16 protein-coding genes are annotated in these 21,129 nt (G+C 72.6%); 3 read left to right on the forward strand and 13 right to left on the reverse strand.

Features of this window, described 5'->3' with window-relative positions; all coding sequences use genetic code 11:
- The first annotated feature begins 46 nt into the window (after positions 1 to 46).
- Positions 47 to 751: a response regulator transcription factor gene (locus tag PV734_RS23265; RefSeq protein ID WP_319092763.1), complete on the forward strand. Its 705-nt coding sequence runs from the start codon at positions 47 to 49 to the stop codon at positions 749 to 751.
- Positions 752 to 1,032: 281 nt separating this feature from the next.
- Here PV734_RS23265 and PV734_RS23270 read toward each other — a convergent pair whose 3' ends face one another.
- Positions 1,033 to 2,685 (reverse strand): HAMP domain-containing sensor histidine kinase, encoded by a 1,653-nt coding sequence (locus tag PV734_RS23270; protein WP_319291443.1) that lies wholly within the window; start codon positions 2,683 to 2,685, stop codon positions 1,033 to 1,035.
- A gap of 291 nt (positions 2,686 to 2,976) precedes the next feature.
- Here PV734_RS23270 and PV734_RS23275 point away from each other — a divergent pair, with 291 nt between their 5' ends.
- Positions 2,977 to 3,330: an SH3 domain-containing protein gene (locus tag PV734_RS23275; protein ID WP_319092761.1), complete on the forward strand. Its 354-nt coding sequence runs from the start codon at positions 2,977 to 2,979 to the stop codon at positions 3,328 to 3,330.
- 126 nt (positions 3,331 to 3,456) lie between these two features.
- Here the strand turns inward: PV734_RS23275 and PV734_RS23280 are convergent, their stop codons facing one another.
- From PV734_RS23280 to PV734_RS23315, 8 genes are all read right to left on the reverse strand, one after another.
- The gene (locus PV734_RS23280; RefSeq protein WP_319092760.1) at positions 3,457 to 4,653 is read right to left on the reverse strand and encodes an ABC transporter permease; all 1,197 of its coding nucleotides are present in this window, start codon (positions 4,651 to 4,653) and stop codon (positions 3,457 to 3,459) included.
- 14 nt (positions 4,654 to 4,667) lie between these two features.
- The gene (locus tag PV734_RS23285) at positions 4,668 to 5,474 is read right to left on the reverse strand and encodes an ABC transporter ATP-binding protein (RefSeq protein WP_319092759.1); all 807 of its coding nucleotides are present in this window, start codon (positions 5,472 to 5,474) and stop codon (positions 4,668 to 4,670) included.
- Positions 5,471 to 6,754, reverse strand: a complete 1,284-nt coding sequence (locus tag PV734_RS23290; protein WP_319092758.1) for a peptidoglycan-binding protein — start codon at positions 6,752 to 6,754, stop codon at positions 5,471 to 5,473. Before PV734_RS23290 ends, PV734_RS23285 begins: the two co-directional genes overlap by 4 nt.
- Positions 6,755 to 6,756: 2 nt before the next feature.
- Positions 6,757 to 7,347 carry a hypothetical protein gene (locus PV734_RS23295; protein ID WP_319092757.1) on the reverse strand — a complete coding sequence of 197 codons (591 nt, stop codon included), beginning with the start codon at positions 7,345 to 7,347 and terminating at the stop codon, positions 6,757 to 6,759.
- 119 nt (positions 7,348 to 7,466) lie between these two features.
- Positions 7,467 to 8,678 (reverse strand): ABC transporter permease subunit, encoded by a 1,212-nt coding sequence (locus PV734_RS23300; protein ID WP_319291893.1) that lies wholly within the window; start codon positions 8,676 to 8,678, stop codon positions 7,467 to 7,469.
- A 26-nt stretch (positions 8,679 to 8,704) separates the two neighbouring features.
- Positions 8,705 to 9,481 carry an ATP-binding cassette domain-containing protein gene (locus PV734_RS23305; RefSeq protein ID WP_319092755.1) on the reverse strand — a complete coding sequence of 259 codons (777 nt, stop codon included), beginning with the start codon at positions 9,479 to 9,481 and terminating at the stop codon, positions 8,705 to 8,707.
- A gap of 22 nt (positions 9,482 to 9,503) precedes the next feature.
- Positions 9,504 to 10,595 carry a sugar ABC transporter substrate-binding protein gene (locus PV734_RS23310; protein WP_319291446.1) on the reverse strand — a complete coding sequence of 364 codons (1,092 nt, stop codon included), beginning with the start codon at positions 10,593 to 10,595 and terminating at the stop codon, positions 9,504 to 9,506.
- 140 nt (positions 10,596 to 10,735) lie between these two features.
- A complete protein-coding gene (locus tag PV734_RS23315) occupies positions 10,736 to 11,968 on the reverse strand; it encodes a PP2C family protein-serine/threonine phosphatase (RefSeq protein WP_319092752.1) in 1,233 nt (410 codons plus the stop codon).
- A gap of 196 nt (positions 11,969 to 12,164) precedes the next feature.
- On the opposite strand from PV734_RS23315, the gene PV734_RS23320 reads away from it, so the two are divergent.
- Positions 12,165 to 12,857, forward strand: a complete 693-nt coding sequence (locus tag PV734_RS23320) for an ABC transporter ATP-binding protein (RefSeq protein WP_319092751.1) — start codon at positions 12,165 to 12,167, stop codon at positions 12,855 to 12,857.
- Here PV734_RS23320 and PV734_RS23325 read toward each other — a convergent pair.
- The 4 genes from PV734_RS23325 to PV734_RS23340 all read right to left on the reverse strand — a co-directional run bounded on the left by PV734_RS23325 (position 12,844) and on the right by PV734_RS23340 (position 21,105).
- On the reverse strand, positions 12,844 to 13,827 hold the full coding sequence (locus PV734_RS23325) for an ABC transporter ATP-binding protein (protein ID WP_319092750.1): 984 nt from the start codon (positions 13,825 to 13,827) through the stop codon (positions 12,844 to 12,846). The genes PV734_RS23320 and PV734_RS23325 overlap by 14 nt on opposite strands.
- 74 nt (positions 13,828 to 13,901) lie before the next feature.
- Entirely contained in the window at positions 13,902 to 16,640 is a 2,739-nt protein-coding gene (locus PV734_RS23330) for an FtsX-like permease family protein (protein ID WP_319092749.1), read from the reverse strand.
- A 47-nt stretch (positions 16,641 to 16,687) separates the two neighbouring features.
- The gene (locus PV734_RS23335; RefSeq protein WP_319291449.1) at positions 16,688 to 19,993 is read right to left on the reverse strand and encodes an ABC transporter permease; all 3,306 of its coding nucleotides are present in this window, start codon (positions 19,991 to 19,993) and stop codon (positions 16,688 to 16,690) included.
- A gap of 203 nt (positions 19,994 to 20,196) precedes the next feature.
- The gene (locus PV734_RS23340; protein WP_319291896.1) at positions 20,197 to 21,105 is read right to left on the reverse strand and encodes a phosphorothioated DNA-binding restriction endonuclease; all 909 of its coding nucleotides are present in this window, start codon (positions 21,103 to 21,105) and stop codon (positions 20,197 to 20,199) included.
- Positions 21,106 to 21,129: the final 24 nt, after the last annotated feature.

Consider the following 21,129-nt stretch of genomic DNA (forward strand, 5'->3'; position numbering starts at 1 on the left):
GGCAGTACGGTGCTGTGACGCGCAGGACCTCGCTGGGGGAGAACCGTTGAGCGCTCGGATTCTGGTCGCCGAAGACGACGAGATGCAGTCCCGCCTGATCCGGATCTATCTGGAACGGGAGGGAAACGCCGTACAGGTGGTCGGCGACGGCCGCGCGGCGCTGGACCGGGCGCGCTCGACGAGCCCGGACCTCATCGTGCTGGACGTGATGCTGCCCCTGGTCGACGGGCTCGACGTGTGCCGCATCCTGCGCGGCGAGTCGGACGTACCGATTCTGCTGCTCACCGCGCGCACCACCGAGGAGGACATGCTCCTCGGCCTCGACCTCGGCGCCGACGACTACCTCACCAAGCCGTACAGCCCCCGTGAACTGACCGCACGGGTACGTGCCCTGCTGCGCCGGTCCCGGAAGGCGGGCGCGGCGGCGCAGCCCTCGGTGCTGCGGGTCGGCGACATGGAGCTGGACACCGCGCGCTTCGAGGTACGGATGGCCGGCCGGCCGGTGGTGCTGACCTCCAAGGAGTTCAACATCCTGGAGACCCTGGCCCGCGAACCGGGCCGGGTCTTCACTCGGGCCCAGATAATCGAACGCGTCTTCGGTTATGACCGGGATGTGCTGGAGCGCACGGTAGACGCCCACGTCATGAACTTACGCAGGAAACTGGAGGCCGACAGCCAGGCAGGCCCCCGCCTCCTGGAGACGGTGTACGGCCGGGGCTACCGCCTGGCAGACGGCTCGGGAGCACCCTGAAGGAGCGCGAGGAACTGCGCGCCCAGCCCCCACGGGCCGGTGGTGGAGGAGCGCCTGTCGTGAGTGGCGGGTTCGCGGTTCGGGCCGCGCCCTGTAGGGGCGCGGGGAACTGCGCGCTCAGCCCCCACGGGCCGGTGGTGAAGGAGCTGCCTGTCGCGAGCGGGGCGTTCGCGGCCCGGGGGTGCCCGGCAGGGGCGCGGGGAACTGCGCGCTCAGCCCCCACTGGGCCGCAGCGAACCACCTGCTTGCCCAGCGGAGCGGAGACGCGGGGAACTGCGCGCTCAGCCCCCGCCGGGCCGCGGCGAAACACCTGCTTGCCCAGCGGAGCGTGGCAGCACGATCGTGAACGTCGTCCCGGTCCCCACCTCGCTGCGTACGTCGATCTTCCCCCGGTGATCGGTGACGATCTGGCGGGCGATCGACAGCCCGAGCCCGCTGCCCCCCGTCGCCCGCCCCCGTGAGACGTCCGCCCGCCAGAAGCGGTCGAAGAGGTGAGGCAGGTCCTCCGCCGCGATGCCCTTGCCGGTGTCCCGGACCTCCACGACCGCCAGCTCACCCCGGGGAGCCACCGCCAGGGTGACCGAGCCCCCGACCGGAGTGGCCCGCAGCGCGTTGCCGACCAGGTTGCCGACGACCTGGCGCAGCCGGTCCGTGTCCGCGGTGACGTGAACGGACGTCGGTGCGTCCACCCGTAGCGCGACCCCCGCCGCCTCGGCCTGGGCGAGATGGGCCCGGCGGGCCGCCTCCAGAACGCCGCGCAGGTCGACGTCGGTGGGGTGGTAGGTGAGCGCGCCCGCCTCCGCGAGGGCGAGATCCTGCAGGTCGTCCACGATCCGCTGCTGCAGCAGGGCCTCCCGGTGGAGGGATTCGAGGAGTTCGGGGGTCGGCTCGACGACCCCGTCCCGCAGCGCCTCCAGGTAGCCGCGCAGGTTGGCCAGCGGGGTGCGCAGCTCGTGCGCGATGTCCCCGGTGAGCCGGCGCTGCCGTTCCTCGCCGGCCTGGATCGAGTCGGCCATACGGTTGAAGGCGCCGCCGAGCTGCGCGATCTCGTCCCGTCCGGAGACGGGCACCCGGCGCCCGAGGTCGCCCTCGCCGAGCCCCTTCGCGGCGACGGTCATGGCCCGTACGGGACGCAGGACGGCCCGGCTCAGCAGCAGGGCGACGGCGACGACCGCGAGGGCGACGCCCGCCGCGACGGCCACGGTGGGCGCGGCGGCCAGGGTGGGCGCCGACTCGTTCCGCACGCCCAGGTGGACCTGCAGCCGGGGCGGGGCGGCCGGGCCGACCCGGTCGTCGAACACCCGTTGTATACAGGCGGCGAACTGCTGCTGGGCATCGCAGGAGTTGACGGCGTTCAGATCCGCCGGGTCCAGCGGACCACCGGCGGCGCCCGGCGCCGGGCACCGCGCAGGCCGCCGGTCGGCGCTGTACCGGGGGATGCCCAGGCCGTCCGCCCGGACGGTCACCTCGGCTCCGGCTCGCGTGAGACAGGCCGCGTACGCCACTTCGGCGCGGTAGGCGGCGATCGCGACGGAGACCTGCTTCATGGAGGCCCGGTGCCCCTGGCCCGCCGGCAACTTCAGCGCGGGCCGCGCGTCCACCAGCACCGCGGGCTGCCCGCTCAGCGCGCGGGGCGTACGTCCGGCCAGGGCGTCGGAGTCGGTGAGCAGCACGTCGGACTCGGTGGCGACCCGGATGCGCTGGCCGGTGTCCCGGGCGAGCTCGGCGACCGTGGGCGAGAGTCCGTCCCAGGTGCCGTGGGTGAATCCGTACGTCCGCAGCTCACCGGTGATCCGGGCGACCTCCTGCCGCCCGGCCGTGACGGTCTCCTGGACCTGGCGGTTCGCCTGTCGCAGGGTCAGCCAGCCGGTGGCGGCGGTCGCGGCGAGGGCGACCAGCATGAGCAGGCCCAGGACCCGCAGCCGGAAACTCATCGACATGATCCTTTCTCGGTGGGTTTCATGAGTTCCCTGGTCTTCGTGGGTCTCCGTGGATCGCAAGAGGGCGTTGTCGGCCAGAATTCCTCAGGAGTGGCGAATTTCCTCCCTGATCGATTTCGGTCTCCTGGGTATCAAAAGTAGACAGTCCTAGGCGGAATCATTTCTTCAATATGAATGCCCGGTGATCGTACTTAAGTCACTGAGGCCCCAGTCACAGCAGGGGGTCGCAGGGGCCGCTGCATTCTCCATTCGCAGCGCCGACGAATCACATACAGGGGGTATGAAATGAAGCGTCGACTCGCGGCCGTCGTTCCCGCACTCGCGGCCGTGGCCATCGCCGTTCCGCTGTCCATCGCCTCGCCGGCCAGTGCGTCCGCCTCGTGCGGCACCACCGTGGCCGACAAGGACGGCAGCTCCTGGAACAAGACGGCCAACGGGGCCAACGAGCGCAGCGGTTCCAGCACCGGCTGCACGATCAAGGGCATCGCCTACAACACCCAGTCGCTCGACTACCACTGCTGGACCTCCGGTGAGGGCGGCACCTGGACGTTCGTCCGGAACGACTCCACCGGCGTCACCGGCTGGATCCGCGACGACCTGCTGAGCGACAACGGCAGCAGCGTGTACTGCGGCTTCTGATCCGCCCGGTACGGCTCGCACAGTGAAGTAGGCACACAGAACAGCGCGACAGCGGGGGCGGTCCCGGTTCTCGGGTCCGCCCCCGCTCCGTACCACCGGAGCGTCGGCCAGAACGCCCGGTGGTGGTCATGTGCCGGCCAGCGCCTCCGTCGGAGCGAGCCGGCTCGCCCGGACCGCCGGATACAGCCCGGCGATCATGCCGATGAGCAGGGTCGAGCCGATGCCCGCGACGCTGGCCCAGGCCGGAACGACCGTCGGCCAGTCACGGCTGAGGGCGTAGCCCGCCGTGATGAACGTGCCGAGCACCGTCCCGCCGAGCCCGCCGATCAGGGACAGCAGCAGCGACTCCGTCACGAACTGCGTCCGGATCTGCCCCCGGGTCGCCCCGAGCGCGCGACGCAGCCCGATCTCCGGCCGGCGTTCCAGCACCGAGATGACCATGGTGTTGCCCACCCCCACCCCACCGACGAGCAGCGCGACCCCGCCGAGCCCGAGCAGCAGCCCGGTCAGCGCCGACTCGGTGGCCTCGCGGGCCGCGAGCGCGTCGGAGGGCCGCGAGATCTGCACCTCGCCCGGCTTCTCGGGGTAGGCGGTGGCCGCCAGCACCGACCGTACGGCGGTCACCTGGCTGTCCTCGGCACGGACGTACACCGTCGACGGATGACCGTCGAAGCGCAGATAGCTCCGGGCCGCCTGCCAGCCGACCAGCGCGGCACTGTCCAGCTCCGGTGCCAGCGGTACGGGTTCGAGGACGCCGATCAGGGAGAACCAGCGGCCCCCGATCCACAGCCGGGTCCCCGGGGTGTACACGTCCAGGCGCTGCGCGGCCGTGGCGCCCAGCACGACCGCCGGGTACTTGTCGGTGGCCGAGTCCAGCCAGCGGCCCCGGTTCATCTCCCCGCCGACGGCCGGCAGCAGATCGGTGCCGGACGCCAGCACGGTCAGCGAGTTGGTCCGCCCGATGGCGATGCGCTCGTTGCGGTACACGCTGGCACCGACCGCGCCGGTGGCGGTCACCCGCTCCACGGGCGGGATACGCCGGACCATCGCGACAGCCTCGTAGGGCAGCTTGGTCTTCTCGCCGGTGAGGGACTCGCCCGGGGCGACCCGCAGCAGGTTCGTCCCCAGGGCGTCCAGCCGCCGGTCCACCTCCGCCTGTCCGGACCCGGAGATACCGACCACCGCGACCATGGCGGCGACCCCGATGGCGATCCCGAGCGCGGACAGGAACACCCGCAGCGGCCGTGTCCGCAACCCGGTCCCACCGAGCCGTACGACATCGGCGGGCCGAAGCCGCGCCGCCCGCAGTGGCGGCCTGGACATCTCCGAGCGGTCCGTCACCGATGAGCCCCGATCGTCGTACCCGTGCCTGTATCCGAACCTGTACCCGAACTCGCTTGCTGCAGGGTGTCGTTGACCAGTCGGCCGTCGCGCATCTCGATACGGCGGGGGAGCTGGGCGGCGATCTCCAGGTCGTGGGTGATGACCACGACCGTCGTCCCGGCCGCGTGCAGTTCGCGCAGCAGTTCCAGTACGGCGGCTCCCGACACGGAGTCGAGGTTGCCGGTCGGTTCGTCCGCGAGCAGCACCGACGGGCCGCCGACCACCGCACGGGCGACCGCGACCCGCTGCCGCTCGCCCCCGGAGAGCTGGTGCGGCAGATGCCGGACGCGATGGCTGAGCCCGACCCTGGACAGCGCGGACGACGCCCTGGCCCGGCGGCGGCGCATCGGCATGCCCGTGTAGAGCAGACCGTCCGCGACCGAGTCCAGCACCGGCACACCGACGGCCAGATGGAACTGCTGGAAGACGAAGCCGATCCGGGTGGCCCGCAGCGCGGAGACCTCCCGGTCGGACAGCTTCGCCACGTCGTATCCGTCGACCAGGACCCGCCCCGCCGAGGGCCGGTCCAGGCTCCCCATGAGATGCAGCATGCTCGACTTGCCCGACCCCGACGGCCCGACCACACCGACCAGTTCACCGCGCCCGATCCGCAGACTCACGTCACGGACGGCGGCGACCCCGCCGGGATAGGTCTTGGAGACGGAGTCGAACTCGACAACGGGCGTTGCTGTGAAGGGAGTTGCGGCAAGGTGCTTGGTCGCGGCGGGAGTTGACGCGTCCGGAGGTGAAGGCTCGCTCACTCGGGGATCCTCACCTTCATGCCTTCGGTGACCCCGGAACCGCTGACCTGCACGTTCCCGTCCGCGAAGAGTCCCGTCTTCACCGCGACGAACCGGCCGTCGTCGGTCTCCAGACCGTGCCCGCCCTCCGCGAGGGCGACCAGCGCGGCGACCGGCACACTCAGCACGTCCTTGACCTCGCGGCCCACGTACTCGACGGTCACGGGTCCGCTCTCCAGCCGCCCCACGGACTTCTGGTCCGCGATGGTGATGGTCACCGGCAGGGTCGCGGAGCCCGCACCCGACTCGCCCTCGGCGCTGCCCCCTTCGGGCGCGCTGGCCTGCCGTCCGACCGAGGCCACCTCGCCCCGTACGGACTTCCCGCCCGGCAGCGCGATCCCGACGACCGTGCCGCGTACGGCCCAACCGGCGTCCGAGGCAGAGGCGTTGACGACGACCTTGCGTGCCGTACCGGTGTACGTCAGCGTGTTCTCGCCCACGGCCGCGCCGAGCCGGGCCCCCGGCTGACCGATGCGCACCTTGCCGGCGGAGTAGATGACGTCCCCGACACCGACCGTCCCGGTCTCGGCCAGCCCGAGCGACTTCTGCCAGCGCTTGACGGCCCGCACGGTGGCTTCGGTGAACTTCTCGTCCACGGTGAAGCCGGTGTAGCCGAGCGCCGCGAGGTTGGTCTCGAACTGCAGGACGTCCATACCGGTGAGCGGCGCGGGCGCACTGTTTCCGGTTCCATTTCCGCTTCCGGTTCCTGCTCCGGTCCCGGTCCCCGAGGTGGGGGCGGGGGACGCGGAATCCGAGGCCCCGGCTCCGGCATCGGCTCCGGCCCCGGCGGACGTGGAGGTCTCGGTGGACGCGGCGGCGAGGCCGAGATCCCGGTACATGGGCATCGACCCGTACAGCAGCACCACGGGACGGTCGTCGACCCGCAGCAGCGTGTCACCGCGCTCGGCCGTCGCGCCCTGCTGGGGCAGCCAGGTCACGGTGCCCGTCGCCTTCACCGGCAGCGGTATCTCCGTACCGAAGCCCAACTGCCCGTCCACGTCCGTGCGTTCGGTGAGCGTCGCCCGGGTGACCGGAACGACCGAACCGGCCCGGGGCGGTGCGCTCGGGCCCTTCTCCTCGCCGCCGCCGAGCCCGAGAGCCCCGACCACGGCGACGGCCGCCACGACGACCACGGCACAGGCGATGAGCGCGGTACGCCGGCCACGCGTCCCGCGAGGCGGCTCGGTCTCCGCCGGTTCGGTGTCGTCGTCGAAGTGCGTCACGGTGTCCGTCTCCGCCACGGTCAGCCCTTGCCGGGCGCGGCGGTCGCCGGAACGCCGACGATCGGCCCGCAGACGCGGGTGGCCCGCTTGGCCCCGGCCGACGTCTGGTCCCACTCGCCCTGGCCCAGACCGTCGGCACCCGGGTCGGGGAAGTCGGCGGCGCCGTTCTTCTGCATACAGGTGGCGTACTCCTGCTTCACCCTGATCTGCGCGGCGGTGAGCGCGGGCTGGTTGCCCTTCTCGACGCTCTCGGGGACGGCCGTCAGATACTCGGCACACGCCACCGAGGCGGTCTTGAACTTCGGGTCCTTCTTCAGGGCCCGCAGGTTGTCGCCGCCGCCGAAGTCGATGTTGCCCTTCGCGTCCGGGTCGGGCGCGTCGATGCCGTTGTCCCGCAGACACTTCACGTACTTGCCCTGGGCCGCCACGTAAGCGGCCACATCGTCCCCGGCGCCGTTCCCGCCGCTGCTCCCGGCCGACGAGCCGGACGTCGACGCTCCCCCGGTCACCGCCGAGGGGACCTTCGAGTCGCCGTCGTCGCCCCCGCAGCCGGTCAGCGCCAACGCCATGACCGAGACCGCCGCGGCCAGCAGTACCCGATTCGTCCTCATCGGTATCTCCCCGTAGTCCTGTCGCGTCCGGCCACGAACGCGGCGGACAGCCCGACGGTAGAACGGACATGATGAAGAACTTTTGAAGAACCTGTCATCCGATCATGCGACTCCCGCGCTCAGGCCCGTCCGCGTGACTCAGGGGTGCGCCGGGCCAGCGAGTCGAAGATGACGGCGGTGATCAGCACCCCGCCGGTGATCATGTACTGGACCGCTGTCTGCACGCCCACCAGCGCCATGCCCGAGGCGATGGACTGGATGATCAGCACGCCCAGCAGCGCGGACCAGGTCGAGCCGCGCCCGCCGAACAGACTGGTGCCGCCGATGACGGCCGCGGCGACGGCGTTGATCAGCAGCATCCCGGAGCCCGAGACCGGGCTCGCCGAGGTGAACCGCGAGGCGACGAACAGCCCGCCGAACGCCGCCAGGGCCCCCGACACCATGAACACCGAGATCCGTACGCGTGTCACGTCCAGGCCCGCCCGCCGGGCCGCCTCCGCACCGCCGCCCAGCGCGAGGACCTGCCGCCCGTAGGGCGTGCGGCGCAGCACGAGGTCCGAGGCGACGATGACCGCCAGGAAGATCAGCAGCGCCAGCGGCAACCCCTCGAAGCGGCTCAGTACGGCGACGGTGGTGAACGCGATCGCCGCGAGCAGGGCCATACGCGCCCAGATCTCGCCCACCGGCCGGCACGGCATCCCGGCGCCGGCCCGACGGCCGCGGTCCCGGAGGGAGACGAGCAGGTAGGCGGCCGTGCAGAGCGTCGCCAGGCCGTAGGTGAGGACGGGGGCGCCGATGTACCGGCTGGTCAGCTGGGCGACCAGGCCGTCCTCACCGAAGTGGATGGTGTTGTCCGGCCCCAGCAGGTAGAGCATCAGACCGCTCCAGGCCAGCAGCCCGGCGAGGGTGACGACGAAGGCGGGTACGCGGAACCGGGCGAAGAGGAACCCGTGGATCGCCCCGATGGCCGTACCGCAGACCACCGAGATGATGACGGCCAGCCATTCCGTCATGCCGACGTTCACGTTGAGCGCCGCGAACACCGCGCCCGCCAGTCCGGCGAGTGAGCCCACGGAGAGGTCGATCTCACCGATCAGCAGCACGAAGACGATGCCCACGGCGACCATGCCGGTCCCGACGATGTCCACGCTGAGGACGGAGAGGTTGCGCGGCGAGAGGAAGTGGTCGTTGAGGCACTGGAAGACCACCCAGGTCGCGGCGAGAGCGAGCAGCACCGGGGCGGGACCGAGCCCGCCTTCGCGCGCCCTGCGCCGCACGGCGCCGACGCCCGCGACGAGACGCGGCTTCACCTTCCCGGCCACACCTCGCACAGCGGCGTCCTTCACAGCCGCACCTCTCACGGCCACACCTCGTCGGGGTGCGGCCGGTGGGCCACGGCGTGGTCCGCCGCGCCGGTGATGGAGGAGATGATCTGCTCCTGGGACGTGGTGTTGACGTCGAAGAGGCCGTTGTTGCGGCCCAGGCGCAGGACGGCGACCCGGTCGGCGACGGCCTTGATGTCACTCATGTTGTGGCTGATCAGCAGCACTCCGAGCCCCTGGTCGCGCAGCTCCTCGATCAGGTCGAGGAGCTGGTTGGTCTGCTGGATGCCGAGGGACGCGGTGGGCTCGTCGAGCAGCAGCAGCCGGGGCGAGGCCAGAAACGAGCGGATGATCGCGACGACCTGCCGCTGACCGCCGGAGAGGCCGGCGAGCGGTACCCGTACGTCGGGGATGCGGATGGACAGGGTGTGCAGCAGCTCGCGGGTGCGGCGCTCCATCTCCACCTCGTCGAGTACGCCGAAGCGGTGGATCTCCCGGCCGAGGAAGAGGTTGGCGACGACATCGAGGTTCTCGCACATCGCGAGGTCCTGGTAGACGGTGGCGATCCCCAGCAGCCGGGCGTCCTGGGGGCGCCGGATCTGGACGGCGCGGCCCTCCCACTCGACGACCCCCCGGTCCGGGGGCCCGACCCCCGAGATCACCTTGACCAGGGTGGACTTGCCGGCGGCGTTGTCCCCGACGAGGGCGACCACCTCCCCGGCCGCGACCTCCAGCTCGATGTCGACCAGCGCCTGGACGGCGGCGAACCGCTTGGAGACACCGCGCAACGCCAGCAGGGGCTGACCGGGCACGGGTCCACCTCCTTCGGATGGGTCAGGTGAGTCCGGCCCGGTCACAGGCCGACCGGAGAGCGGGCGTACAGATCTGATCGACGGTGTACATACCGTCCTTCACCAGGGTCCTCCCGATATCGCCGGCGGTCACCGGGACGGACGGCTGCAGAACCGCCGGTACGTCCTTGGTGGTGGGGCTGTCGACGCTGCCGGTGGCGATGGCCCCGACCTTCTCGCCGCGGCCGAGGGCGACGGCCATCTCCACGGTCGCGTCGGTCGCGCGCTTGTAGGGCTTGTAGACGGTCATGTACTGCTCGCCCCTGACGATGCGCTGTACGGCCAGGAGGTCGGCGTCCTGACCGGTGACCGGGGGCAGCTTCGCGACCTTGGCGGCCTTGAGGGCGGAGATCACGGCGCCGGCCATGGTGTCGTTGGCGGACAGCACGCCGTCGATGTTCTCGGCGCCCAGGGCGGCGATGGCGCCGGTCATGTTGACGTAGGCGTTCTCGGGCCGCCACCCGACGGTGTCGTACGACTTGCCGATCGTCACCCTGCCCTTGAGGACTGAGAGGGAACCCCCCTTGTACCAGCCGGAGTTGGGGTCGGTGGTGGCCCCGTTCATCATGACGATCCGCCGGCCGGGGCCCCTGGCGCTCATGGCCTTCAGCAGCGCCTCGGCCTGGAGCCGCCCGACCTCCGCCCCGTCGAAGGTGACGTACCCGGAGATCGGTCCCTCCGCGAGCCGGTCGTAGGCGACGACGGGAATGCCGGCCCGGTGCGCGGCCTCGACGGACGGACGCATCAGCTGGGGGTCGACGGCCGCGAGGATGACCACGTCCACACCCCGGGTGATCATGGCCTCGAACTGCTGCTGCTGAATCGTCGGGTCGGACGTGGCGGCGACGGTCGCGGCGGGGCAGTCCGGGCACAGCACCTTGACCTGCTTCTCGATCAGCGGCCGGTCGAACCGCCCGAACCGGGAGTCGCCGCCCCCGGGCATCAGCACCCCGACGTTGATGCTGTCACCCCCGTCACCACCGGCGCTCTGGCCGCCGCAGGCTCCGAGAAGGGACGTACCGACGGCGACGGCGACGACGGTGAGGGTGACTGAACGGCCGGTACCGAGACTCATGTTCGGTTCCTTTAAGTTTTTGTGCAGTTCTGGCACAAAGTGAAACATAATCCCAATAAGGGCTTATGTGAACTTGAGGCCAGCGTAGCCAAGCTGTCGAGGTCGCGCTCGGAGCCGTCCTCGGGGTCGCACGGGACGTTTCAGAGGCGCAGGACGATCAGGGCGGTGTCGTCGGTGTGGCCCGCGGGTGGCAGGAGGTCGGTCAGCAGTGCGTCGGCCAGGGCCTCGGGGGTCGCGCGCCGGTGGTGGGTGAGGGAGTCGGAGAGCCGGGTCAGACCGGTGTCGATGTCCTCGTCGCGGCGTTCGATCAGGCCGTCGGTGTACAGGACCAGGAGGGAACCCTCGGCGAAGGGCGTACGGGCCTCGGGGCGTGGGGTGGGCTCGGGTCTGGCACAGAGCGGTGGGTCGGTGGCCCCGTCGAGGAAGGCGACCTTGCCGTCGGGGTGCACGAGGGCCGGCGGAGGATGACCGGCGCAGCTGTAGGTGATGGTGCGGCTGTCCCAGTCGATGAACGTCGTCACGACACTGGCCGACTGTGCGCCCTCGACGGAGCCGGCGTACAGATCCAGGGCGTCCAGAGCCTGGGCGGGCCCGCCCGAGACCCGGGTCGCGCCGCTCAGCGCGCTGCGCAACTGGCCCATCACGCAGGCCGCCGCCAGACCGTGGCCGACGACGTCACCGACGGCGACCGCGAGGCCTCCGCCGGGCAGATCGACCAGGTCGTACCAGTCGCCGCACACGTTCAGCGTGCCGACGGCGGGCTGGTAGCGCACGGCTGCCGCGTGCGGCCCGGTCGGGCCGGGCGGGGGCAGCATCGCCGCCTGCAGCGCCAGGGCGACCTCACGCTCATGGGCGTGCGCCGTACGCAGCCGCTCGTTGACCTCCTGCAGTTCGCGGGCCCGGGTGTACAGCTCGGCCTCCAGCGCGTGGGCCTTTCTGTCACCGTCCGGAACGCCGAAGGCGTGGATGAACTCGGTGACCTCCTCCACCCGGTGCACCACCAGGGCGACATGCCCGGCGGAGTCGAGGACCGGCGCGTTGACCGGGCTCCAGTAGTGCTCCTGCCAGTGGCCGGGCCGTTCCGGGTCCTCGATGTCGTAGCGGAGCAGCGCCATCGTGTCCCGCTCGCCGGTGGCCACCGTACGGAGCATCGACGTCTTGGTCTCCCGCATGCTTTCGGCCGCGTCCGGCTCGTTCGGGTTCTCGGGGAAGACGTCGAAGATGTAGCGGCCCAGCAGCTGCTCACGGGTACGCCCGGACAGCCGTACGAAGTCGTCGTTGGCGTCGGCGTACACCAGTTCAGGGGTGAGCAGGGCCACCATGCCGGGCAGGGCCCGGAAGACCGCCGCGTAGTCGATCTGCGGTTTCCTCATGTGCAGCCCTGTCTGTTCTACCTGTCCACCTGTTTACCGTGTTTCGCCAGTCTGCCTCGTGTCGGGCGCCGCCGTGCCATTCCCCGACAGAAGCGACAACGGCCCGGGGCCCAGGTACCGGCGGAGTGCTTTGCCGGTCGTGGTGCCGGGTGAGAGACTGGCGCACTGCTCGATCGGCGGAGCGTACGGGGGCGCGATGAGTCAGGTGGTGACCGCGGCCATGCTGCGGGTGGCGGATGTGCACAAGTCGTACGGCCGGGGCGTCAGCGCCGTCCACGCGCTGAGGGGGGTCTCCTTCGAGGTCCCCCGGGGGGAACTCGTCGCTCTCAAGGGACGCTCGGGCTCGGGCAAGACCACCCTGCTCAACATCGTCGGCGGCCTGGACGAGCCGGACAGCGGAGACGTCACCGTCGACGGGCTGAACCTGCGGGACCAGACCGAGGACGCCCTTCTCGCACTGCGCCGGGAGCGCATCGGCTTCGTCTTCCAGTCGTTCGGGCTCATCCCCATCCTGACGGCCGCCGAGAACGTGGGCGTGCCGCTGCGGTTGCGCAGGGCGGACCCGCGCGAGCGGCGGGAACGCGTCGAGCTGCTGCTGTCTCTCGTGGGGCTCGCGGACCATGCCGCGCAGCGCCCGGGCGAGCTGTCGGGCGGGCAGCGCCAGCGCGTCGCCATCGCCCGTGCCCTGGCCAACAGCCCCTCGATCCTCATCGCCGACGAGCCGACCGGTCAGCTGGACGCGGAGACCGGGCACTCGGTGATGGAACTGCTGCGCGCGGTCGTCCGCAGCGAACGGATCACGGCCCTCGTCGCCACCCACGACCGAACGCTTCTCGACCTCGCCGACCGCGTGCTGGAGCTGAAGGACGGCGAGATCACGGCGTCGTAGGGCCGCCGCCGGGACGCTGGGCCGGTGTGTCGTCCGGGCGGACGGCGATGTGGTCGGGTTCCAGTTCCAGGGCGACACGGTCACGCATCCCCAGGGCCCGGGTGTACTCGGCGGGGAGCTGGAGGCGGCCGGCCCGGTCGAGCATGGCGTACTCGCGGGCGACCAGGTTCTCCTGGCCGGTGGCGGAGTCGACCTCGCTGTGGCGCAGTACCTCCGTCGAGGTGCGGCCGTCCCGGATGGCGACCGTACGGCGGACCTCGCCGGCCACGGACTGGTCGTGGGTGACGATCACGATGGTCGTCCCCAGCTCCTCGTTGGCGGTGCGGAACGCGGCGAAGACCTGCTCGGCGGTGTGGGAGTCGAGTTCGCCGGTGGGCTCGTCGGCGAGCAGGACCGCGGGATCGTTGGCGAGGGCGACCGCCAGCGCGACGCGCTGCTGCTGACCGCCTGACATCTGGTACGGCCGACGGTCGCGGCACTCGGCGACCTCCAGCAGGCCGAGGAGCTCCATGGCGCGCTCGGCCATCCCCCGGCGCCGCCCCCGCCCGCCGGCCAGCTGCAGGGGCAGGGCGACGTTCTGCGCGGCGGTGAGATAGGGCAGGAGATTGCGCGAGGTCTGCTGCCAGACGAAGCCGACGGTCCTGCGGCGGTAGGCGAGCCGTTCCTTGGCCGACATCGTGACCAGGTCGTGGTCGGCGACCCGGGCCACGCCGGCGCTGGGTCTGTCCAGTCCGGCCAGGATGTTCATGAGAGTGGACTTGCCGCTGCCGGAGGCGCCGACCAGGGCCATGAGCTCCCCCTTGCGGACGAGGAGGTCGAGGCCCTGCAACGCCTGCACCTCCACGCCGTCGGCGGAGAAGATACGTACCAGCCGGTCGCAGGTGATCAGGGCGTCGTGACCGTAGACGGCGGCGTCGCGCGCGGCGAGGGCACGGTCGGTGAGCTCATGGAAGGTGGGGGTGCTGGTCATCGGCTGCTCCTGGGCTGACGGTTCGCCACTCGTCGGTCGTTGCTGGTCAGGTGATGTCCGCTGATGTCCACTGGCTAGTCGTCACCCGCCCTCAGTTCCCGCACCGAGCCACGCCGGCCGGTCCACCAGGCCTGGCCCGCGGGAACGCCGACGGCCAGGAGCAGCACGGTCAGCGCCGGAACCGCCAGCGAGAGCGGATCGGCGCGCAGCGCGGCCCCGTCGAGTCCGTCGAGGGCGGACGAGGAGGCCAGGGCGATGGCCGTGAGGTCGACGCCGGGCGACAGCAGGTGAATGCCGGCCCAGCCGGTCAGCAGACCGCCCGCCGTGGCCAGGAACGCCTGGGGGAGAGCCGTGAGGATCAGCAGTCGGCGGCCCTGGGACCGGCTCATGCCCATCGTGCGCAACCGGGCGAGCAGGGCGCCTCGTTCGGGCGCGGTACGCAGCACGGTCAGCAGCAGGGCGAGGACCGCGTATCCGGCGCTCGCGGCGACCGCGACTCCGAACACGCGTTCAGCGCCGGACTGCAGAGGTGAGTCGACGTGCCGCGCGCGTTCCTCGCCGCTCAGCCGGACGGTCGCCGTCGTGCCTTCCGCCGCCGAGCGCAGCGCCCGGCCGTCCAGGGCGTCACCGGTCAGCAGCAGCGTCGTCGTACGCGCCACATCGCGGGAGAGAGCGGCCCGGTCCACGACCAGGAAGTCGTCGCCGACGACGGCCGGGGTGCGCTCCCGGACCAGGACGATCCGGACGGTGACGGAGGTGCCGTCCGGGAGCAGGACGGGGTAGGGGCCGGTGCCGTACTCCTCGGCCACGCCGGGTGAGGCCAGCGCGGGCAGCGGCCGGTCGGCGCCGCCTGCCGTACCGGCGCCCTCCGGCCGAAGGGCCGACGCGTCGAACGAGCCCAGCCCCGTACGGTGCGACAGGCGCGCGTAGGCAGCGGGGTCCACGCCGGCCAGTGGCACCGCCTGGCTGCCCTCCTGGGGCCTCGCCTCGTTGATCACGCTCGCCTCCGTCATGTCCCGTACGCCGGGCAGCCCGCGGACGCGGTCGGGCATGGCCCCGGGGAGTTCACCTGTCGGGGTCTCGACACGGCCGTCCGCGCCGACGGCGAGCAGGGCCGCCCGGTCGCGGGCGGCTGTGACCCCGGCCAGGACCGAGCCGCCGAACGCGGCCGTGGTCAGGGCGGTGAGCAGGGCGAGCAGCGGCAGCACGGCGAAGCCGGGGGCGCGGGCCACCTGGGCCAGCGACAGCGGGATCACCGGGCCGCGCATACGCGTGGTCGCCCTGCTCAGCGCCCGCAGCGGCAGGGGGTGCAGACGGGCCAGCAGCAGGGCCGCGACCACTCCCGTCAGCAGCGGGGCGGCGGCGACCAGACCGGTGCTGCCGGATCCCTGTCGGCGCAGTGCGGCGACCGCCCCCACCGCGATGACCAGCACGGTCAGTTCGGCCACCGTACGGCGCCGCGTCGGCCGGGCGGAGGTGAGGTCGTCCCGGTCCTCGTGGATCCGTACCGTGCGGTGCGTCACCACACCGCGCAGGGGGAGCGACAGACAGCCGAGCAGGGTGACGGCGAGGGCGGCGGCGACGGCGGGCGCGGTGCGGGCGCCGGGCAGGACGAGCAGGGCGGCGGTCAGCCCGAGGGCGCCGGCCGGTACGGCCACCACCGCCGTCTCCGCCAGCAGCCGCAGGGCGATGCCGGGCAGTGAGGCGCCACGGGCCCGCAGCAGCGCCAGCTCCGCGCGGCGGCGATCGGCCGCCACACCGCCGGCCATGGCCAGGACGATCACGGCGAGGCTGCCGGTCCCGACGGCGGCCAGGAGGAACAGCGGTTCGATCCCCGACCGCAGCCGGGCATGGTCCGCGAGGACCTCGTCGAGATTAGTCCCGGCCTCCAGGCGCGGGTCGACGACCGTCCGCAGGCGCTGCACTCCCGGGCCCGACTCGAACGCGGCCACGGCTGACGCCAGCCGGCCGAGATCCCGGCCGCGCAGGGCGGCGGGGTCGGGCGCCACGTGCCAGTAGCGGTGCGGGACACCGGCGGTGCTCAGGAGGACCGGGCCGGCGTCGGGGGCGAGGAGCAGGCCGCCGAGCCAGTAGACCTCCGACAGCTGGGCGCCGGGCAGGCGGCTCAGCGCGGGCTTACGCAGCACCGGCAGCGTCGACCAGTAGGCGCCCGTGGGCGTGCGCGGCACGACGATCCCGGTGACCCGGACGGCGAGCGGGGCGCCCGCCGGTCTCGGCAGGTGGATCACGGAGCCCGCCCGGATGTGGAGCGTGCGGGCGGTCTCGGTGGTGACGGCGGCCTCGACGAGCCCGGTCGTCGCGGTCACCGGTCCGCCCGTGGTCCGGGGCAGCCGGCCCGCGCTGAGCCGGCCGTGGGAGGCCAGGTCCTGCTGGGCGGCGAGCATCAGCTGGGCGGGGATGCCGGCGGGCTGCGGCAGCCAGGCGTCGGACGCCACCAGGCCGACGGTCGTGCGCACGCCGTACGACGACTGCGCCCGGTCGGCCACCAGCGGCGCCCTGGGGGTGGCGAGGACCTTGGCCCGCGCGGCGGCCAGCGCACCGGGGCGCAGGGCGGCCTCGGCCTCCTCGGCGGTGTCCGTCCAGGGTGGAGGCGCGTCCACGCGCACGGTCGTCCGGTCGGGAAACGCCTGCTCGACCGCCCGGCGCAGCCCCGCGTCCCCGTACCGGTCGACGGCACGCGGATACGCGGCGGCCAGCGCGGCGGTCACCGCCACCAGCAGCGCGAGCGCCACCGACGTACCGGCGAAGGCCGCCAGCCGGGCCCGCACCCCGGCCCGTACGCGCGAAGGCACTTTTCTGGTCCCCCCGCTCTCAGGGGGCCCCGGCTGGGCGGTCGTGGTCACTGCGTCACCTCGTCCCTGAGAGTCGACACGGGCTTCGCCCGCCGAAGCGCGAGGGCCACGGTCACGAGGGCGGGGCCCGCCGCGAGGGCCGCCAGCAGGACGGCCAGCCGCAGGGCCGGGAGTTCGACCAGCACCGGCGGCAGCGGCCGGGTGGCCTGCCCGGTCAGGACGACGAGAGGAACCAGCGCGTACGTCAGCACCGCGCCCAGGGCCGTGCCGACCAGCAGCGCCAGGGCGACCAGCACACCGTGCTCCACCGCGACCAGCCGGACCAGCCGACGGCGCGGTGTCCCCAGGGCGCGCAGCACGGCGAACTCGCCGTCCCGGGCCCGCAGCGCGCCCGCCGCGCTCACCGCGAAGCCGAGCGAGGCGAAGAGCACCGTCACCCCGGCCGCCCCGAGCAGCGCGGCCTCCGGGGCCGCCCCGAAGGGGTCGTCGCGCAGCTGAGCCGCTGTCTCGTCGCGCACCACCACCTGCTCCGGCTCGACGTCGGGCAGGGCCCGCACGGCAGCTGCCGCGGCGGCGGGCGCGGTCGTGCGCAGCCACCACTCGGTGGGCGCGAGACCGGTTCCGTAGCGGGCCTGCAGCACCCGGTTGACGGCCCGCAGATCGACCATCAGGGCCCCGCCGTCCGTCGCGGTGGTCCTGGAGGCGGTGGTCGAGGCGGTCGTGGCGGCGGTCCCCGCGGTGATCCCCGTGGTGGTGTCCGTCGTGGGCAGGGCGCTCGCGGTACGGACGATGCGTACGGGCACGGAACGGCCGTCGAACGTCACCTCCACGCGCTGGCCCTCGCGCGCGCCGGACGCGCTGAGGAACCGTCGGGTGGCGACCGCGAGGATCTCCGGCGTCGGGGGCTGCGGCACCTTCAGCCGGACGTCCAGGGGCACGGAGGTCGGCGGGACGTCCGGCGGCAGGTATCCGGTGCTGTACGTCATGGTGAGGGGTGCCGTCGACGTGATCCGGGGCCGGGTCGGCCGGGCGCTGTCGTCGGGGGCGAAGGCGATGGAGTCGGCCTCGAACGAGGTCGCCCACTTCGTCGGCAGGGTCAGCCGCCGGACGTCACCGTCGCTCGTCGTCGCCGTGAGCGAGCCCAGGACCAGACGGTGCCGGTCGGCACGGTCGGCCGGCTGCGACAGGGTCAGGGTGAGCCCGGTCAGCGCCAACGGGCCCCGGGCGCCGCCCAGATCGGGGGTCAGCGGATGCGGGCGGCCGTCGGCGGCGAGGCTTCCTGACGGTATGTCGTACGAGGTTCCGTGCCGGTCCCGCAGGGTGAGGGTGACGTCCGCGGCCGGCCCCGGCGTGCTGCTGTGCAGGGTGGCGGTCAGCGTGAGCCGGGCCGTGCCCGCCGGTACGTCGATGCCGGCGGGCACTCCGTGCGGCGCGAGCCCGGCGAGCAGCGGACCCTCCGTCAGGTCGCCGCGCGCCAGCACCGTCCCGGCCGCCTCCGCCGTGTTCAGGGCCACGACGGTCGCGGTGCGGCTGCCGGAGAGCGACACGGTGCCACGGGCGGCGGGGACGACCGCGTCGACGTGCGGAAGGGCCGCGTAGACGTCCGTACGGCCCACACCGCCGCCTCCCGCGGTCAGTACGCGCACCTCGGCGCCCGCCCGGAAGTCGGCCTGGTCGGCCTGGGAACGGTGCCAGGACGCGCTCTGCCCGATCGCGATCACGCCCAGCGCCACGGAGATGACCAGGAGCAGCACCGGACCCGCGCCCCGCATCGGCCGACGGCTGAACTGCCAGCCGACCATGGCCGCCGTCAGCCCGTGCCCACGGGCCAGCAGCCGCTCACCGATCCGCGCCAGCAGGGGCAGCAGCCTCAGCACCAGGACCGTTCCGGCGAGCAGCACCAGGGCGGGCGCCGCCACCAGCAGCGGATCGACGCCGAGGACCCCCTCACGGTCGGCGGTGACGGCACCGGAGTCCTGGCTGCCGAGCAGCCAGACGGCGACACCGGCCACGGCGACCAGCCCGACGTCCGCCCCGCCGCGCACGGAAGCGGGCAGCGCCCCCGCCCGCTCCGCGCCCGAGTCCGCGAAGGACGCCCGCCACGCGGGGACGGCCACCGCCAGCGCGCACAGCGCGGCCACGCCGGCGGCGACCACCCACACCTCGGGCCGACCCCCGACCGGCACCTCGACCCGCACCCCGGTCCGGCCCAGCGCACCCTGCCCGACCAGCAACCGCGTCAACGGCCCCGACAACAACGGCGCCGACACCACCGCCGGTACGGAGATCAGCAGGGCCTCCAGCGCGGCCAGGCCCGCCAGCCGCGCCCGGGTGGCACCGCGCGCACGCAGCAGCCGGGTCTCGGCCGTGCGCTCGGAGCTGAGCAACCGAGCGACGAGCAACAGGGCGCAGGCCGCGAGCAGCACCAGCTGACCGGCGACGATCAGCATGCTGGACCGTGTGACGAGCAGGGAGCGTTCGATACGGTCCAGCACGTCGGGCAACGCGGTGGCCGCGACGGTCGCCCCGCTGAGCGAGGGCTGCTTGCGCAACTGGGCGCTCCCCGCACGTACGGCCTCGCGCAGCGCGCCGATCCGCTCGGTCGTCAGCGAGGAGTAGTCGGCGGACGCCAGCCATCCCGACGCCCCGACGCTCACCCGTCCCGACGCCGGCACGCCCGCACCGGTGAGCAGCGGGCCGTACGTCGTGAAACTCGACGCCTGCACACCGCGACCGCCCAGATCGTCCAACTGCCAGTAGGGCGCCCGGATGTCCACGGCCCGGTACACGCCGGTGATCAGCACCCGCACGGCAGGCCCGTGCAGCTGGTCGGTGACGGTCAGCCGGTCGCCGGGCGCCACCCGAAGCTGCCGGGCGGCACTCTGCGGCAGCGCGGCCTCGACGGTCCCGCCGGTCCCGCCGGTCCCGGCGGCCTTGGGAAGCCGCCCGGCGATGGTCCGCACCTGCGTGCGATCCAGGGCCGCGAAGTACGTGAGATCCGGGTTCCCGCCCCGCTCGGAGGCCGACCGCGACGAGGGCGGCAGGGCGTAGGGACCGGAACGCGGCAGGGTACGCACCCGCACGGGCAGCCCGTCGAAGATGGCACGGGCCCCCACCCGCACGGCGTCGTCGGCAGCTTGCCGCTCCCCGGCGGGCACATCGGCCTTGACCACCAGAGCGGCCTCGGCAGCGGTCCGCTGCTCGCCGAGCGACCGCCGCAACGCGGCATCCCCGATCGCGCCCGAGTAGGCGGTGAGCGTGGCCAACACGGTCGTGGTCAGCAGCACGGTCAGCAGAGCGGCCCCGAGAAGCGCGCGATACACCCACGCCCGCAACACGACAAACCCGAACACGCCTGCCGGCAACCCTCGTTCCCCCACCAAACCCCCCGGTTTTCCACCACACGAACCGAATCGCACGAAGGCGCCGGCGGCGTGCAGCAGGTGTAGGTGGGCATTGTAGGACTGACTTCGGTCGGGTTGTGATCGAAAGTTGCCGGGTTTTGGGCGGGAGTTGATGGTTGTCGGGGTCCCCCGAAGTAAGCCGGTGCATGCGATCAGGTGATTGTGGCGGGGCGTGGGCTGCCGTGGAAGACCTGACTGGTGTGCCAGGAGCGGTGGACGGCCGCGACGGGCTGGGCGCCTGGTTGGGGACCTATGAGCGGGCGGTCGGCAAGGGCTATGACGTGTTCCCGGGCGGCAGGACTCCGGCCGACGAAGCGCTGCGAGACCAGGATGCGGTGACGGTCGTCGACGCCGAGGACGCCCTTGTCGAAGAGCTTGTGGTGCAACGAGCACAGGCACAGTCCGTTGTCGACGTCGTCCGGGCCGTCGAACGCCCACCAGCGCACATGTGCGGCCTCCAGCCCGACCGGCACCGCGCCGATCCTGCCGTCGTAGCCGCAGAAGGCGCACTGGTATTCGTACGCCGTCAGGACCTGCTCCCGCATCCGCGGATCCCGTCGCCTCCGAACGACGGCCGAGAGCTGTCCGGTCTCCACCGGCTCCAACTCCAACTCCAGGTCCAGGCCGACGGATTCGCACAGATCGCTGTGGAGCGAGGGCGGGAAGTTCAGATCCAGCAGAACCCGTGCCATCCGGCCGAGCAACGACGGCTCTCGCCGCAGCGCCGCCCGCAGTTCCGGCGTCAGCCGCCCCGCGGCTCCGACGGCCCGCAGCTCCAACACACCAGTGCCGGGGCTGCCTGGTCCGCGTTCGGTGCGCACCTCCCACACACCGTCGCTCACCAGATGATGGAACGGGTAGGCGGGCGACGTCCTGTTGGCCGATCCGTACTCGGCCAGCAGCCGTTGCAGATCCTCCTCCACCGCGCTGAACCGCAACTCACCATCGGCATCCTGCTGGAACCGACCGAGCGCATACAGAAACAGCAACGGCTTGTGCGGAGCACGGGCCCCGCTCCTCGTCCACTGCCTCAGGTTCGCGGTGCGCTCCAGCCAGTCCATGACCGGCGAGCGTAGTGGGGCCAC

Origin of the sequence: Streptomyces sp. AK08-02, from assembly GCF_033795085.1 — a bacterium.
GTDB classification, from domain to species: Bacteria; Actinomycetota; Actinomycetes; order Streptomycetales; family Streptomycetaceae; genus Streptomyces; species Streptomyces echiniscabiei.

Coding starts and splice junctions, on each gene's coding strand:
- PV734_RS23270 (WP_319291443.1), bottom strand. CDS start 2,685: ATGAGTTTCCGGCTGCGGGTCCTGGGCCTGCTCATGCTGGTCGCCCTC.
- PV734_RS23275 (WP_319092761.1), top strand. CDS start 2,977: ATGAAGCGTCGACTCGCGGCCGTCGTTCCCGCACTCGCGGCCGTGGCC.
- PV734_RS23280 (WP_319092760.1), bottom strand. CDS start 4,653: ATGTCCAGGCCGCCACTGCGGGCGGCGCGGCTTCGGCCCGCCGATGTC.
- PV734_RS23295 (WP_319092757.1), bottom strand. CDS start 7,347: ATGAGGACGAATCGGGTACTGCTGGCCGCGGCGGTCTCGGTCATGGCG.
- PV734_RS23310 (WP_319291446.1), bottom strand. CDS start 10,595: ATGAGTCTCGGTACCGGCCGTTCAGTCACCCTCACCGTCGTCGCCGTC.
- PV734_RS23315 (WP_319092752.1), bottom strand. CDS start 11,968: ATGAGGAAACCGCAGATCGACTACGCGGCGGTCTTCCGGGCCCTGCCC.
- PV734_RS23320 (WP_319092751.1), top strand. CDS start 12,165: ATGAGTCAGGTGGTGACCGCGGCCATGCTGCGGGTGGCGGATGTGCAC.
- PV734_RS23325 (WP_319092750.1), bottom strand. CDS start 13,827: ATGACCAGCACCCCCACCTTCCATGAGCTCACCGACCGTGCCCTCGCC.
- PV734_RS23340 (WP_319291896.1), bottom strand. CDS start 21,105: ATGGACTGGCTGGAGCGCACCGCGAACCTGAGGCAGTGGACGAGGAGC.